The organism is Deltaproteobacteria bacterium (assembly GCA_021737785.1).
Lineage (GTDB): Bacteria > Desulfobacterota > DSM-4660 > Desulfatiglandales > Desulfatiglandaceae > AUK324.
In genome coordinates this window covers 91,716-108,435 of the sequence record JAIPDI010000008.1, presented here as the reverse complement: position 1 = coordinate 108,435, position 16,720 = coordinate 91,716, and the positions used below count along the sequence as shown (strand labels likewise).

At 57.5% G+C, this 16,720-nt stretch carries 11 protein-coding genes; 9 read left to right on the top strand and 2 right to left on the bottom strand.

Translation table 11 applies throughout. The annotated features are described in order from the left end of the window. The first annotated feature begins 40 nt into the window (after positions 1–40). The 9 genes from K9N21_06325 to K9N21_06285 all read left to right on the top strand — a co-directional run bounded on the left by K9N21_06325 (position 41) and on the right by K9N21_06285 (position 13,614). Entirely contained in the window at positions 41–2,302 is a 2,262-nt protein-coding gene (locus tag K9N21_06325; GenBank protein MCF8143519.1) for an RNA-binding transcriptional accessory protein, read from the top strand. Between the two features lie 92 nt (positions 2,303–2,394). Then, positions 2,395–3,960: a lipoate--protein ligase family protein gene (locus K9N21_06320; GenBank protein MCF8143518.1), complete on the top strand. Its 1,566-nt coding sequence runs from the start codon at positions 2,395–2,397 to the stop codon at positions 3,958–3,960. A 149-nt stretch (positions 3,961–4,109) separates the two neighbouring features. Next, entirely contained in the window at positions 4,110–5,231 is a 1,122-nt protein-coding gene (locus K9N21_06315; GenBank protein MCF8143517.1) for an NAD(P)/FAD-dependent oxidoreductase, read from the top strand. Then, positions 5,218–6,162, top strand: coding sequence for a radical SAM protein (locus K9N21_06310; GenBank protein MCF8143516.1), 945 nt, complete (start codon positions 5,218–5,220; stop codon positions 6,160–6,162). The genes K9N21_06315 and K9N21_06310 overlap by 14 nt, the downstream gene beginning before the upstream one ends. Positions 6,163–6,296: 134 nt before the next feature. After that, a complete protein-coding gene (locus K9N21_06305; GenBank protein ID MCF8143515.1) occupies positions 6,297–7,391 on the top strand; it encodes a radical SAM protein in 1,095 nt (364 codons plus the stop codon). A gap of 215 nt (positions 7,392–7,606) precedes the next feature. Then, positions 7,607–8,164, top strand: coding sequence for an OsmC family protein (locus K9N21_06300; protein ID MCF8143514.1), 558 nt, complete (start codon positions 7,607–7,609; stop codon positions 8,162–8,164). A 544-nt stretch (positions 8,165–8,708) separates the two neighbouring features. Further along, entirely contained in the window at positions 8,709–9,062 is a 354-nt protein-coding gene (locus tag K9N21_06295) for a PilZ domain-containing protein (protein MCF8143513.1), read from the top strand. A gap of 836 nt (positions 9,063–9,898) precedes the next feature. Then, positions 9,899–11,788: a hypothetical protein gene (locus K9N21_06290; GenBank protein MCF8143512.1), complete on the top strand. Its 1,890-nt coding sequence runs from the start codon at positions 9,899–9,901 to the stop codon at positions 11,786–11,788. Between the two features lie 311 nt (positions 11,789–12,099). Then, complete coding sequence (locus K9N21_06285) at positions 12,100–13,614, top strand: DUF1846 domain-containing protein (protein MCF8143511.1); 1,515 nt, start codon at positions 12,100–12,102, stop codon at positions 13,612–13,614. Between the two features lie 13 nt (positions 13,615–13,627). On the opposite strand, the gene K9N21_06280 is transcribed toward K9N21_06285, so the two are convergent. Continuing rightward, entirely contained in the window at positions 13,628–14,272 is a 645-nt protein-coding gene (locus tag K9N21_06280) for a VTT domain-containing protein (GenBank protein MCF8143510.1), read from the bottom strand. Then, positions 14,265–16,622 carry an endonuclease/exonuclease/phosphatase family protein gene (locus K9N21_06275; protein ID MCF8143509.1) on the bottom strand — a complete coding sequence of 786 codons (2,358 nt, stop codon included), beginning with the start codon at positions 16,620–16,622 and terminating at the stop codon, positions 14,265–14,267. The genes K9N21_06280 and K9N21_06275 overlap by 8 nt, the downstream gene beginning before the upstream one ends. Positions 16,623–16,720 lie beyond the last annotated feature (98 nt).

Here is a 16,720-nt window from a genome sequence, read left to right as displayed (position 1 = left end):
GCCATGGCAGGGAGGAAAATTATCGTCATTTGGAGGAGATATGAATGCGGAACATCTCAACAGGATTGCGGGTCAGCTGAGTCTGCCGCTCCGGCAGGTGGAGGCCGCGGCCCGGCTGCTTGACGCAGGGGACACGGTCCCCTTCATTGCCCGGTACCGGAAAGAGGTCACCGGCTCCCTCGACGAGGTGGCCATCACGTCGATCCGCGACACCATGGCCCAGATGGAGGCCCTGGACAACCGGAGGGACGCCATCCTGAAATCGCTCAGGGAGCGGGAAATCCTTACGGAAGCGCTGGAAAAAAGTATCGTTTCTGCCGATACCCTGACTACCCTGGAGGACATCTATCTCCCCTACAGGCCCAAACGTCGCACCCGGGCCACGGTGGCCAGGGAAAAGGGACTGGAGCCCCTGGCAACCCTTATCTTCGAACAATCGGACGAGACCGACCCGGTGGCGGCCGCGGCCGGGTATATCGACCCGGAAAAGGGGGTGGCCACCGCAGAGGAGGCCCTTGCCGGGTGCCGCGACATCATTGCCGAGTGGGTGAACGAAGATCAGGCGGCCCGAGAGGGGATGCGGGCCCTCTATGGACGGAAAGGGATTTTTCACTGCAAGGTGATTCCGGGAAAGGAGACCGAAGGGGCCAAGTTCAGAGACTACTTTGATTGGGAAGAGCCTGTTCCGGCTGCGCCGTCGCACCGGATCCTGGCCATGCGCAGGGGGGAGAAGGAGGGCGTGATCGACCTGCGGATCGAGCCCCCTGAGGCGGAGGCCCTGGCCGTTCTGGAGGAGATGTTTGTCAAGGGAGAGGGCGCGGCGTCTCAACAGGTCAAAGAGGCGGTGCATGACGGGTATAAGCGGCTCCTCTCCATTTCCATGGAAACAGAGGCCCGGCTGGAGACCAAGAAACGGGCCGACGAGGACGCCATCAAGGTGTTTGCGGGTAATCTGAGGGAACTCCTCCTGGCCCCGCCCCTCGGGCAAAAGCGGGTCATGGCCATCGATCCCGGGATCCGCACCGGCTGTAAGGCGGTCTGTCTCGATCGCCAGGGCAAACTGCTGAAGACAGAAACCATATTCTTGTTCAAGTCTGAAAATGCCAAGCAAGAGGCCGGGAAGACGGTTCAGAGACTGGTGGAGGCCCATGGGGTGGAGGCCATCGCCATCGGGAACGGGACCGCAGGAAGGGAGACCGAAGCCTTTGTCCGGTCGCTCCCCCTTTCGGCCGATATCCCGGTGGTGCTCGTCAATGAGAGCGGGGCCTCCATCTATTCGGCATCGGATGCGGCCAGAGAGGAATTCCCCGATCTGGACCTGACCTACCGGGGGGCCGTATCCATCGGAAGGCGGCTCATGGATCCTCTGGCCGAACTGGTAAAGATCGATCCCAAGTCGATCGGGGTGGGCCAGTACCAGCACGACGTCAACCAGCCGGCCCTCAAGCGGAGCCTGGACGACGTGGTCATGAGCTGCGTCAACGGGGTGGGGGTGGAGGTTAACACGGCCAGCCAGCAGCTTCTTGCCTATGTGTCGGGCCTGGGTCCCCAACTGGCCCGAAATATCGTCACCCATCGCGATAAGAACGGCGCCTTTTCCTCCAGGGAGAAGCTCAAGGAGGTCTCCCGCCTGGGACCCAAGGCATTTGAGCAGTCCGCAGGGTTTCTCCGAATTCGGGACGGGGAAAACCCGCTGGATGCCAGTGCGGTTCACCCGGAATCCTACGGCATTGTGGAGGCCATGGCCATGGACCTCGGTCTCGGGGTGGCGGATCTCCTGACCAGGGACGCCGTTCGGGAGCGGATCGATTTGAACCGGTATGTGACGGATACCGTGGGAATCCCTACGCTGACCGATATCCTGGCCGAACTGGCCAGACCCGGGCGGGACCCGCGCCGCCAATTCGAGATCTTTACGTTCAAGGAAGGGGTGGAAAAGATCGAGGAAGTGGAGCCGGGCATGCGCCTCCCCGGCGTAGTTACCAATGTGACCGCGTTCGGGGCCTTTGTGGATATCGGGGTTCACCAGGACGGGCTGGTGCATATCAGTCAACTGGCGGACCGGTTTGTCAGGGATCCCAACGAGGTGGTGAAGGTCCATCAGCAGGTGACGGTCAGGGTCCTGGAGGTGGATCTGGAGAGAAAGCGGATCAGCCTTTCCATGAAGGAGGGACCTGTACAGCCATCTGAAAAGGGAGGGAAAAAATCAACGCCGCCGGGCAAAAGGACCCAGGCCGACGCCCCGAAGAAGCGGCCGCCGGCCCCGTTCAACAATCCCTTTGCCAAGAGTTTTAACAAATAGGGGGATACGCCATGGAGCCGAGGCCCTCGACACCGTCTTGTCTGTCAACTCATCTGAACCTTTGAACCTCTGAACCCTGAACCTCTTTTGATATGGAAACCTGGCGACTCTTAGATACCCCCCCCATGACGGCCGCGGGAAATATGGCCCTGGATGAGACCCTGGTGGAGCTGAAGGGTCAGGGAAGGACCCCCAATACCCTCCACTTCCTCCAGTTCTCCCCCCGGGCCGTGCTGGTGGGATTTCATCAATCCGTATCAGAGGAGATCCGGCTGGACCACTGCCTGGAACACGGGATCGACATCAACCGCCGGGTCACGGGCGGGGGCGCCATATTGTTTGATGAAAGCCAGCTCGGGTGGGAGGTGATCTGCGACAAGGCCTTTTTTGACGTGAAGATGCCCAATAACCGCCTTTTCAGGCGGCTGTGCGAGCCCGTGGTCACGGCCCTAAGGCGGTTGGGCCTCGAATCGTCTTTCAGGCCCCGCAATGATATCGAGATCAACGGGAGAAAGATCTCCGGCACCGGCGGGACCGAATCCGACGACGCCTTTCTGTTTCAGGGGACCATGCTGACCGACTTTGACGCGGACGCCATGCTCAGGAGCCTGCGGATTCCTGTGGAAAAATTGAAGGCCAAGGAGATCGATTCGGTAAAGGAACGGGTGACGTGTCTCAAATGGGAACTGGGCTATGTCCCGGAACTGGACGCGGTGAAGGAGGCCATCCGTACCGGCTTTTCAGAGCATCTGGGGATCCGGCTGGAACCGGGAGGGTTGACCCAAGAGGAAGACCGGCTTTTCAGACAAAAACTCCCATATTACCGGTCCAGGCGATGGATCGACCGGGTGCGGACCCCGGCGGCCCGCCATGAGGTGGTCCGGTCGGCCTACAAAAACGAGGATGGGCTGGTGCGGTTCACCTTTGCGGCGGACCTTCAGAGAAACCGCGTCAAAGACATCCTGATTACCGGGGACTTCCTCTCTTTTCCCACCCGGGCACTCTATGACATGGAGGCCCGGTTGCGGGGGGCGCGGCTGAAGAGAGGGGAGCTTGACGGCATTATTCGGGGGTTCTTTGAAGAGGGGCGGATCCGGGTCCCGGGGATGTCCTGCGAGGACTTCCTGAAGCCGGTGGACCAGGTGCTTCAGAAGATCGCCATCGCCCGGCACGGCATCCCCTTGGAATACTGCAACCTGATCTCCGTGACCAACGGTTCTTTCGATGAGGTGCTGAGACGACACCCGTCGGTCCTCCTCCTACCCTATTGCTCCAAGGACCTGGGCTGTAACCTGAGACACAAAAAGGGGTGCAGGGCGTGCGGCAAGTGTTCCATCGGCGCGGCCTGGACCCTCGGCAGGTTGCGGCGCATGAAGCGGATCTGTGTGGTCAGTTTCGAGGACTTGATCCACGAACTGGGCCGCATGAAAGCCAGGGGGGTATCGGCCTTTATCGGGTGCTGCTGCCAGCCCTTTTTTACCAAGCATGTGGACGATTTTGAAAAGGCCGGACTCCCCGGCATCCTTTTGGATATCGACAATACCACCTGCTATGAGCTGGACCAGGCAAAAGAGGCCTATGCGGGACAGTTTGAGAGCCAGACCCACGTGAATCTGGACCTCCTCAACATGGTGTTGAATGTGGACCTGGATACTTGATGCTGGATGCTGGATACTGGATACTCGAAGTTTGAAATTACGGGTTTGAAGTGCCTAAAGTTACAGAGGAAAAATTTCGATTTTACCTTTCAACTCCAAACTCCAGACTTTAGTCACTTTAGGCCACGTTAGCCACTTTAACGCACTTCATGAAAAATAAACACTACGACATCCTGGTTGTAGGGGCCGGACCCGCGGGGAGTGCTGCCGCCCTGACCGCTGCAGGTTTAGGGGCAAAGGTCCTGGTGGCAGAGCGACGTGATGTGATCGGCGTCCCTGTCCGGTGCGCCGAGTATATTCCACGGGCCCTCTTAGGGGAGCTTCCCTTCAGGGATCGGGCCTTTGTGGTGCAGCCGGTAAAGGCCATGAGGACCGTGCTGCCGGACGGGGACGTCAAGGAAACCAGGGCCCCCGGGCTCATCATCCGGCGCGACCTCCTTGACCAGCGGCTGGCCGAGTGTGCCCGCAAACACGGTGCGGAGATCCGTACCGGAGTAAGAGCCGTTTCAAATGAAGACGGGGAGGTGGTCCTGAAGCGGTGTAACGGCGGGATAATGCGAACCAGGCCCGGGGTCATCATCGGCGCGGACGGACCCCATTCCATGGTAGGGCGGTGGATGGGCCTCGGCGGTGGCCGCGTGATTCCGGGCATCCAGGTCCGCGTGCCGTTGATCGGCCCTATGGCGCATACGGATGTATACTTTCATCCGAAAATCTTCGGGGCCTATGGATGGCTCTTTCCCAGGGGGGAAGAGGCCAATGTGGGGATCGCCCTGGCCGGCGGCGATTTCTCGACCGGGGCCCTCGGGAACACGCTCAACGGGTTTGTGGGGCGGCTGGTCCATGACGGCAGGATCAGGGCCTTGCCTCGGAAATCGATGTTCGGATGGATACCGACAGCGCCCCTTGACCGCGTTGTCAAAGGGAATATGATGCTGGCAGGAGACGCTGCAGGGCACGCCCACCCCATCACCGGGGCCGGGATCGCCAACGCCATCCTTGCCGGCCGGCTGGCCGGGAAATGGGCCGTGGAGGCCCTCGGAAGAGGGGATCTGTCGGCGCTTCAGGGATATGCAGGGGAACTGAGAGAAGAACTGGGGGAAATCCTGAAACACGGGAACGACCGCCGCCGGCTCCTGGAAAGAGATTGGGACCGATTATCCGAGATCCTCCCGTACTGCTGGGTCGCCTTCAGGGAGTATTTTCAGGAGATCCCGGACCGGTTCGCCATAAAAAGAGAGGCGATGGGCAATTGCCATGACAACACTTGAACAGAGACTCCGGAATGCCCGGGAGCTTTCCTGGAAGCACTTCGGAAAACAGATCACCTTCTATCTGCCGGGGATGATCTCCTATAACGGGCTCAGGGGGGCCTACCCGGGGATCTCCGTCACCGGGGCCCACTGCGCCCTCATGTGCGATCACTGCCAGGCCAAGATCCTGGAACCCATGCCCGCTGCCGCGTCACCCGATGCCTTGCTCCACGTGTGCAGGCGGGTTGCGGAAAAGGGCTGCCTGGGGGTCCTCATCAGCGGCGGGTGCGACAGCAAGGGGCGCCTTCCCTGGGCGCGGTTTATCCCGGCCATCCGGAAGGTGAAACAGGAAACCGGCCTCTATGTCTCCATCCATTGCGGGCTTCTGGACCGGGATACGGCCATGGCCTTGAAAGATGCGGGCGTGGATCAGGCCCTGATCGATGTGGTGGGCGACGATGAGACCTACCAGACGGTCTGTCATGTGGATTTCGGCATCTCCCGCATCTTCTCCACCCTTGAGGCCTTAAATGGGGCGGAACTGCCCATCGTGCCCCATGTCATCTGCGGTCTCCATCGGGGGAAGATGAAGAGCGAGCTCAAGGCCGTCGAGATGCTCGCCCGTTTCCGGATCGAGCAACTGGTGATCGTCTCGCTCATGGCCATCCGGGGGACCCCCTTTGAAGGGGTCCCCACGCCCCATGCCCACGAGGTGGCCGAGGTGATGATTGAGGCCAGACGCCTGATGCCTCGAGTCCGCATGAGCCTCGGGTGCGCCAGAACGCGAGGGGATGAGGAGATAGAGCTTTTAGCCCTGGAGGGAGGCGTCAACCGGATGGCCCTCCCCTCGGATGCGGTCATTCAAAGGGCCGGGGACCTGGGCCTGGAGATCCGGTATCAGCGCACCTGCTGTTCGGTGGGCGCTGATTTTTCTCATAGGGACTGGTGAGGAAGACGGCAAAGGTTAACAGGTTCAGGGTTTAAGGTTTAAGGTTTAAGGTTCAGATGCCTCTTAACCTCTTAACTTCTGAATCGCTGAACGGCTATAGGAGGAGAAAGGTGACAGAGGGAGAAGAAAGGGGCATGGAAAGCCCCGGCCATCTGCGGATGAGCCTGGCCGCGGCCATGACCCTGGGGTTCAAGCGGGGACTGTTTTATCGAGACGCAAGACTGTATTGCATCAACCTCCTCCTGACCTATGCCGATGGGTGCCTTGCCCGGTGCGCCTATTGCGGACTTTCCAGCAGACGCCCCGGTGCCTACGACGGAAAGAGCTTCATTCGGGTCACTTGGCCCACCTACCCCCTGACGGAGATTATCCGCCGGATCGCGGAGAGAAAAGACCGTGTCAAGCGGATCTGCATCTCCATGGTCACCCGGAAGCGCGCCGTGGCCCACACCATCGAGGTGTGCCGAAGACTCAGATCGGCCGTGGATATCCCGGTCTCCCTTCTCATTGCACCCACGGTCCTGAAGCGGCAGGACCTGACTGATTTCAAGGATGCGGGTGCGGATATGATCGGCGTGGCCATCGATCTGGCCACGCCCGAGCTGTTCGACCGATACAGGGGGAGGGGGGTGAACGGACCCCATCAATGGGACCGCTACCGGGAGTGCCTGGCCGACGCCATCGCAATATTCGGCGAGTGGAATGCGGGATCTCACTTTATGGTGGGGATGGGCGAGACAGAAGAGGAGATGGCCGGGGCCATTCAGGGGGTGCGGGACATGGGGGGCCGGACCCACCTCTTTTCTTTTTTTCCGGAGCCGGACTCGGCCCTGGGCCACGTGCCGCCCCCGCCCCTGGCTCAGTATCGCCGCATCCAGCTTGCCAGGCACCTTATCGATCATCGGCTCTCTGCCAAAGGGCGGTTTTCTTACACCCCCGAAGGAAAGATCCTGGACTTCGGCATCGATCGGACGGTCTTGAACCGTATCATCGATTCCGGCGAGCCCTTTCGAACCAGCGGCTGCGAAGGATACGACGGCGAGGTGGCCTGCAACCGCCCCTTTGCCAATTCCAGACCGGGGCCGGACATGCGCAACTATCCCTTCCGCCCCACCTCTGAAGACATCCAGCGGATCCGTCAACAGATGGACGTGTGGCATGGGGCGCCGTTCCAGGAGCATGTGATGACACGCAATGACACAGAGAAGGGTATCCCGGCTTCGCAATAACGGTTTATCGCTTCACCCCGCCGCCTCATCTCTACGGCATCCCCGCCTTTTGCAGGATTCGCCGGAAAACCAATACATCGGGAAACATCCCCTCTACTTCCCTTTTCACCTCTCTTTATCAAACTAAAACCCCAAAATACATGATAGACCCCATTCCATCGATGCTCAATTCCTGTAAGAATCTGAAAAAAATAAGAAAAGGGAGGTGCCAGAGAATGGGAGAACAACAGATGGTAAACGGGGTAAATGTGGAGGCATTATTCAAGACCATAGATACCGTAAAACAGGAACCGGACATTGCAAAGTTCAAATTTCGGGCGACCAATACGTGGGTCAGCGGAACCCATTGTCAAGCCACCATTAAAGATTTCTATGGGGCCCTGAAGGAGGACGATTCCCGCCCCCCGGTGACTTATGACATGGATGAACCGCCCGTGCTGCTGGGAAATAACGATGGAAGAAATCCCGTTGAATATCTCCTGGTCGCCCTCTCGGGTTGCCTCACCACAAGCCTGGTGGCCCACGCATCCGCCAAAGGGATTAAGATTAAAGGGGTGCAGTCGAGATACGAGGGCGATATAGATCTCCGCGGGTTTCTCGGGATTTCCGAGGAGGTGCCTGTGGGGTATCAGGAAATCCGGGTGTACTTCAAGATCGATGCGGATGTTTCGGATGAGCAGAAGGAAGAGATGATCAAGATGGCCCAAAAGTATTCGCCTGTCTTCAATACCATCACGAAGTCTGCGCCGGTCGCCGTGCATTTGGAAACATAGCCCGTCGGTCTTGCGGGCCATGGGAAATGGAGTTGACCGGTAGATGGCCCTGGCAGGACCAGGAATAGTATTTGTCGCCCGCATTAAACCGTTCGTGGACCCGGAAGGCTTCTATGTTTTCGGCGAGGACAATCGCCTGGAATAATGAAAGGATGGAGCGATGAAATATTGGGAAGAACAGGGATGTCTCCCTTCCAACAACAGGCAAAACGCCTCCCTTCGTTTATTGATATATTCTGGTTTCCAACATACCTGTCGAACGGCAACCTGTGTGAAATCGCTGCATCCTTGACTTTTGAAGTTTTGGAGTGGATAGTAGGCAAGACCGGGCGTGGGTATCGGCCTTCGTCCGGTGGGCGTATGGCTCCAATCCAGAAACGTTCGACAACATCTAACCCCCCCTTGTAATCGGGAAATTCGAAGTACCCGGTATCGGCCAAGGGACCCATATCTGATATGCGTCCGTTATGGGGTGACATGTGAGACTGCGGCAGACGCCGCCAAAACCCGAAAGATGGGCTGAAAGCCCGGGTGAGGTTTCAATATGGATCCACTGAAGCAGAAGGGGGAGGACCCGGAGAGGAGATCCGAATCTCGAAAGATTGTGGATGATTACTACAGCGTAGAGTTTAACCTCAGCCGTGAACTCCCTGTTCATCAGTTCAGGGTGCGGGATATGTCGCCCCTGGGCCTCGGCATCCTGGTCAATGAAAGTTCCGAAGTCCTGAAGCGGTTAACCGTGGGAGATGCATTGGAGATGAAATTTAATCCAATTAAAGGGTCGGATGAGGCGGAATGCCTGAAGACGGAAATCCGGCATATTACCCGGATGGACAAGGGTAGATTCAGGGGGCATTATTTAGTGGGGATTCAGATCCTGGAACGGTCGGAAGGCTAGGGGGATATATTGGAGCGCCGAGGATACCGACCCCGGCGCCAATTGGCAGCACTTTGGTGAAATCCCATTGCCGGCATTATCCAGATAACCAACAGCCGATTTTGTTCAACATGAGGGTTCCTTCAAAAAACTTCAGTCTGCAGGGACTTCCCTTTTTACTGTGCCCGGAAACTCATGGGATGCGATATCTTCTTGTGACTCCCTGAAATCGACGCTATCCGCAGCATTTCTCCAATCCTTCCATATCCCCGTTACCTCAAAGACCTCACCAACCTAATGCGGGCTGTGCCCGCAACCCAGAAGTGACTAAAATGTCTAAAGTGATCTAAAGTACCTAAAGTTAAGGAATTCTGGCAATTAAATAAAAAACTCTGAGGACTATGCCCTAGCGCGGTCTAACCACCGCACCCAAGACACAAAGATCTCTTTTATCCAAAGGCCATTACCGAATAACGAACGACCCATCAAGACCTCTTCGCGTCCTTTGCGCCTTCGCGGTTCACCAAAACTTCTCCGCACGTTGCGTAGAAGTTACAGTCAAAGAGTCTAAACGGGTCCGGATTCCCGGTTCGGCAGGGCACGCACGGATCTATGAAATTCCCCATGATATGCCAAAAGGGTTCATCTCAGCAAATAAATGACGGCCGTCTTGTCACAAATTTGACAATCCTCGCAGAAGATCATCGAGAGCCACGGATCGACGGTGTTCCCGGCGACGTATGTTCCCGGTATTGCGCCGGGATCTGACACGGGGGAAAAGAAGAGCGAATGGCCCTTTTTTTGCATAAATCTCCGAGCATCGATGTAAAAAGACCAGAACTAAGGAGATGATGGTAATGCTGCGAGAGATGACTTTGGGAAAAAGGATCGCCTCAGGGATCGGTCTGATGCTGATTTTGATGGTGATCGTGGGTGGGGCCGGATATTACGGCCTCAACCAGGTGGGAGACGTGATGGGGCTTTACAGGCAGGTGAATTCCCTTCAGAGGCAGGTGGCCTCGTTCAAAGATGCGTCCAGCAGATACATGCTCGCGGAATTGCGGGGGGACGCAGAAGGGCAGGCAGCGGCCCGCGATGAGGCCCTTGGGCTTCTGGAGCAGTCTGAAAAGACCATAGGCCTCCTGGAGGCCGTGCCCGGCGTAAGCGCCCAGGAAAGACAGGTTCTTTCTTCGGCCAAAGCGGCCATGGGTGACTACAGATCCAATTTCGAGAGTTATATCTCAGCAAATGCCGATAAGGCCGGTTTGGTTCAGGACGGCCGGGCAAAGCATGAAGTCCTCATCAAGCAGATCGGAGAAGCAGAACTGTGGGTAGAGGACGTCCTATTTGACGGCAGGATATTGATTAACTATGCGGCATCCTATTTTAACAAATCCTCGGAGGCCAATTGGCAGGATTTGGAGGAGAAAGGCATCCAAAAATTCGAAAAAACCCTGGCGGCCTGGCAGGAAAAGGTCTCCAGCAGCGACAGCCTGACGGCGAAGGGGGGCAGGATACAGCAGGCCTTCGAAGAGCTTCTGGCCTCGGTAAAGGGATATCGTGAGCAGGTCATGCTCCAGGACGGGTTAAGGGCCTCCATGAACCAGGCGCAACAGGATCTCTTCACCACCTGCGAGAAACTGGGGGCAGAGGCGGAAAAGAGGCTCCAGGCCCAGGCAGGTCTTTCCAACAGGATCATCTTCGGCACCATCATCGCCGCCCTGTTTATCGGCATACTTTATGCCGCAGTTTCCATAAAAAAGATCGTCAGCAGGATCAACGCCGTCATCGGCGGGGTCATGGAGGGGACCGAGCAGGTGGCCTCCTCCTCCGAGCACGTGGCCGGTGCCAGCCAGGACCTGGCCGAAGGGGCCTCCCGACAGGCCGCGTCCATTGAGGAGACTTCCTCATCCCTGGAAGAAGTCTCCGCCATGGTGAAGCAAAATGCAGCGCATGCGGGCAAGGCCAAGGAGATGATGAAAGAGGTTGAGGGCATCGTGGATCAGGTTGATCGCCACATGAAAGACATGAGCGTAGCCATAAAAGAGATTTCCGAATCGAGTCAGGCGACGGATAAGATCGTCAAAACCATAGATGAGATCGCCTTCCAGACCAATCTGTTGGCCCTGAACGCGGCGGTGGAGGCGGCCCGGGCGGGTGAGGCCGGTGCCGGATTCGCGGTGGTGGCCGACGAAGTGAGGAATCTTGCACTGCGGGCCGCAGAGGCGGCAAAAAACACGGCCACTCTCATCGGCAACACCATAACGTCCGTAGACAAGGGGAGCCAGTTCACCAGGGCCACGCAGGAGTCATTCAAGGAAAACATGGAGATTTCCTCCAAGGTGGGAGCGCTGGTGGATGAGATCGCAGAGGCATCCAGGGAACAGGCCGACGGCATAGACAGGGTGAGTCAGGCCGTGACCGACATGGACGAAGTGACACAGCATAACGCGGCGAGCGCCCAGGAGTCAGCCAGCGCCGCGGAGGAGATGAATGCCCAGGCCGAGAGCATGAAGGGATATTTAGATGAGCTGATCAAGCTGGTGAGCCGAGGCGGGAAGAACGGGAAACATCGTGGGGCCCGGTGGACCGGGGCTTCCGAGTCAAAGGAAACCCGCGGTTACCCGTCCCCTCCGGCCGTGACGCCACAGTCCCGGAGAGAGCTCCCTCCCCGCAGCGCCTCCAGGGACATACGTCCGGAAGATGTCATTCCCCTGGGGGATGAAGATAATTTCAAGGATTCTTGATGCCCCGCTGTGACGGGTGAAGGCCGGGGAACGATCCCGGCGCACGAGATGCCCGCCAGAAAGGCGGTCTTCACCCCCGGGTTGCATCCACGACAGCCTCTTTCCCGACGCAACGACCAAACGTCATCCCACATCGTTATTTTCCATGTCTGATATCTGCAGCATCCCCGGTCATCTGGGGGGAGACCATCCAGGCAGAAAAAAACCGAACCTGTCATTGCACGGCGCGTTTGTGAAATACCCTTGATTTCACCGCTGTTTACGACTACACTCCCACCGTTAAAAATCAGCAGAGAGGATAGCGGCCCCATATGAGAAAGATCGGTTTTGACAACGAAAAATACATTAGGGAACAAACAAAAGAAATCCTTGAGCGCGTTCGAAGGTTTGACAACAAATTATACCTTGAGTTCGGCGGTAAGCTCCTTTTCGATTTCCATGCTGCCCGCGTGCTTCCGGGATACGATCCCAACGTGAAGATGAGACTCCTTCAGGGGCTCAAGGATAAAGCGGATATCCTCCTCTGCATCTACGCGGGAGATATCGAACGGAAGAAAATCCGGGCCGATTTCGGCATCACCTATGATTCGGATGCCCTTAAGCTGATCGATGATCTGAGGGTGTGGGAGATCAATGTGCTGGGCGTTGTCATCACACGGTTTGAAAATCAACCGGCGGCGACAGCATTCAAGAATATGCTGGAAAGACGAAACATTAAGGTGTACACCCATCAGTATACAAAAGGATATCCTACCGATGTCGACCTTATCGTGAGCGATGAAGGCTATGGCGCCAACGAATACATCGAGACCCATAAGCCACTTGTTATCGTTACCGGTCCCGGTCCGGGAAGCGGCAAGCTGGCGACGTGTCTCTCCCAACTGTATCATCATTACCTGAGGGGGATGAAAGCGGGATATGCGAAGTTTGAGACATTTCCCATCTGGAGCATGCCGCTGAAACATCCCGTCAATGTGGCATATGAGGCCGCGACCGCGGATATCAAAGATTTTAACCTCATCGATCCATTTCATCTGGAGGCTTACGATGCCAAAGCCGTCAACTATAATCGCGATACCGAGGCTTTTCCGGTTCTCAAGAGAATACTGGAAAAAATTACCGGAGGCGAATCGTTCTATCGATCTCCCACGGATATGGGCGTCAATCGCTGCGGCTTCGCAATAACGGATGATGAGGTTACCCAGGAGGCCTCCAGGCAGGAAATAATCCGACGGTATTTTCGCTATCGCTGTGAATATGCCATGGGCTTTACTGGAAAGGATACGGTGCAGCGGGTGGAACTTTTTATCAAGAATTTCGACCTGGCGCCGGAATACAGAAATGTCGTGGGACCGGCACGCCGGGCCGCCGACAATGCCCGGGAGAAAGACAAAGGCAATGAAGGCATATTTTGTGGCGCAGCCATAGCGTTGAAAGACGGAACCATCATCACGGGGGAGAATTCCACACTCATGCATGCGGCATCCAGCCTTGTTCTGCATGCGATCAAACACCTGGCGGGCATCCCGGCCAAGATAAAGCTGCTTCCCTCCTATATAACGGATTCAATCCGCAATCTTAAAACAGAGATGTTGCACGAAAAAACCATCAGTATGGATCTCGAGGAGACGCTTATCGCCTTAAGTGTGAGTGCCGCGACAAACTCAGCCGCGCAACTGGCCATGGAGCAGTTAAGAGAGCTGCACGGATGTGAGGTTCATATGACGCACATTCCGACGCCGGGGGATGAAGCAGGTTTAAGACGCCTCGGGGTCAATCTTACCAGCGATCCGAGCTTCCCCACAAAGAACCTTTTTATTTCATAGGAAGGCCCAGGATTCAGAATCCGATTTTTTGCCTGATCTTTTTGTTCAAATAGATGGAAAACGCCACCAATCCCGCGCCCAGCAAGGCCAGGACGATAATCCAGTTCCAGTTCAGCCGCCCGGCTGCATCCCCCAGACCGACGAACACAATGCTGCTGACGGCATAGGTGGGCCAGCCTAACCAGAAATAGATCCGGAACGGGATATTGGTGAAGGCCAGGAGGTACAGCTTGGTGGTGTAGGGGAGGCTGGGCACCCCGGTAAAGGCCACGGTGAACCAGGCCTGGTGACGTTCGGGGACATCGGGAATAGGATAACCCCGGCGCAATAAGAACCGTTTAACCGGTGTTTTGAAGTAGCTGTGGGTTAACCGGTAGGCCACAAGGTTGTGAACACCGATACAGCCGGCGGCCACGAGCATTCCTCCAATCACGCCGAATTTTAGGCCGGCGGCAATCAGAAAAAGACTGACCGGTCCCCCTACCATCGGAAGCACCACAAACCCGGCTATAAACAGGCTGCCGGGCAGCTGCTCGGCATAGGCCACCAGGGCCTCCTTATCCCACTCCGGGCCATAGAGTTTCAGCCCGACGGCGACAGCCACCAGCAGGCCCGCGCCGATGAGCGGTTTGGTCCACCCCCCGGTGGATTCAGCCATGCGTTCCACCCCCCTGTTTCTGCCCTTGTGCCGTAAATTTTAACTCCGCCTTAAGCGGCAGGTGATCCGATGCCACCAAGGCATTTCCTCCTGCGGCCACGCACACCCGTTCGACCGAAAAAGCATTGCTCACAAAAATGTGATCAATCCGCATAAAGGGCCGATACGAGGCAAAGGTGGCCTTCGGAATGTGGCCGGCGCAGCCGGTCTGGACATCTTTAAATACCCGCTGAACAAGGCCGTAGACGGCCGATCCGGGCCTGGCGTTAAAGTCTCCGCAAACGATTATCGGTGGGTTGTTCTCTATTGCGCCCAGCCAATTTGGGCCGAGCAGGGTCTGTATCTGGGCCAGGCGTTCCCGGCGGGTGAGGCCCAGATGGGTATTGATGATGTGTATGGTTTCGCCGTTCAGGTCCAGCTTTATCCAGACCGCGCCCCGTGGCTCCCGTCCCTTGGTTGAGGGCGCGTGGAAGGCTTCAGCCCGTACGGTGCTGAAAGGCCATCTGGAAAAAATCGCGATCCCATAGCAGCCCTTCTCACCTTCTATCAGCGGAAGAAAAACATACGCCATGTCCAGCTCTGCGCCAATCATCGCCGCCTGGTCGATGCAACCGGTACGTGGGCACGCAACATCCAACTCCTGTACGGCCACAATATCCGGCTGAAGACGCGAGATCAGCCGGGCAATGCGTAAAGGTCGAACCTTACCGTCGGTCCCGATGCAGCTATGGACATTATAGGTCATGACGCTGGGGTGCCGGACCCGGTGCGACGCCACGATTCGGGGACCGTCCATAATCTTGACCCTGGTCCCCCGGTCTTTCTCCAGCGGCTCCAAATATGCCAAGATGACCCGCCGCAGATCCAGGGGACGCAAAAAAGACACCTGATCTTGAGTATTCCCGAGGAGGGTCTCAGGCAATGGCATGGTCTCCGGCAGCATCACAAAGCCATGGGTCTCCTCTTTGCCCGGGCCGCCATGCGCCCCGTTTTCCACCGGAAAGGTCAAGGGTCGGGCCCCCGGTTCCCAGCCGCTGATCACCAGGTCTCCGGCATCAGGGTGCCGGCAGGTGGCCGCCAGATCCTCGGCAGCGGTCGTTAAAAAGGGATGGTCCTGACCGATCAGGGGCGCCGCGTCCTGCGGCAGTCGAAACAGACCTTTGGAATTCACCGCCCGGACCTCACCGTCGGTAAGCGTATAGAGCACCAGGGGAATCCCGGCCTCGTGCACCAGGGCGTGGGCGGCCGCCTGTTTCTGGGCCTCGTCCGGAATGAACGGCAGATAGACGTGACCGAGCGGGCCCTTGGCGGTAACGGTAACGCGCGTGGCCAAATCCGGCGGCCGGACCGGCGGCCGGGCCGGTTTGGATCGCAACAGCCCGCGTGTAAACAGACCTGTTTCGTTGTCTGCCTCCCAGTCCGTCCCCGCGGCAGGGGGGGTGCCGCCGTTCCACAAGGCGTGCAGGGTGCGGCGCACCGCCTGACGGACGCTCACACCATGCTCCGTCACGTACATGCGGCAGGACTCCTGGCCATGATCGCTGTAAATGATCATCTCGTAATCACGGTAATCCGAACGTCGTATTGCGCGGAGGATGTCCCTCACCACATCGTCGATACCCTTGAGTGCCCAGTGGGCGAAATAAGACTCCGGGCCGCGGCGATGGGCCTGCTCGTCATAGCCCAGAAAATTGGCGTGGATTACCGGGATCCCCCGCTCGATATCCAGTCGCACCATGAACCGGACAATTTCGCGCAGCACAATCACCACCCCGATGCGGGAGAGGATGAATAGAAATTCGTACCAGACATCCTTCCGGTCGAAGACCCCCCGGACAAAATCGATCAGGGCCAGGAAGATTTCAAGAAGTGCCAGGGCCAGGACCCTCGCCACTTTGTAGGAATACAGTATCGGCAGCAGAACCCATTTGACCGGATGCATCCGACGGAGGAGCGATTCCAGATCCATGCTTTCAGCGCAAAAGCGGGCTTCTTCGGCACCGCCGGTGAAAATGTCGGCATAGGCGTGACCGCCCTGGAGCAGGGGGCGGTCGGTCCTGGATTCAAGTTCCGTGGCAACCGCCTTGGCGGCCTGGGAGAATTGCATGCTGAACAGCTGTCCGCTTTTGCGGTGAAGGTAATAAAAGGCGGGCACACCGGTCTTGACACCGTAAAAAAGCTCCGCCTGCACCGCCGGTGTTGTGGAAGGCACCCCGGAGTAATGGCTGTACAGACGGACCCGTTCACTCCGCAACAACCTCCGGATAGAGGGGAGGCGGCCCCGCTTCAAGGCTTTCTCCAGCTGCGTTCGGCCCAGTCCGTCGATCTGGATCATGATCAGCCCGGGCACGTCTGTTTCGCCTTGGGGCAAGGCAACAGGCAACAAACGGGCCACCCACCGCACGCGACTGAGTTTTTGGCGCCATCGGCGCAATCTTTTGGCAACCT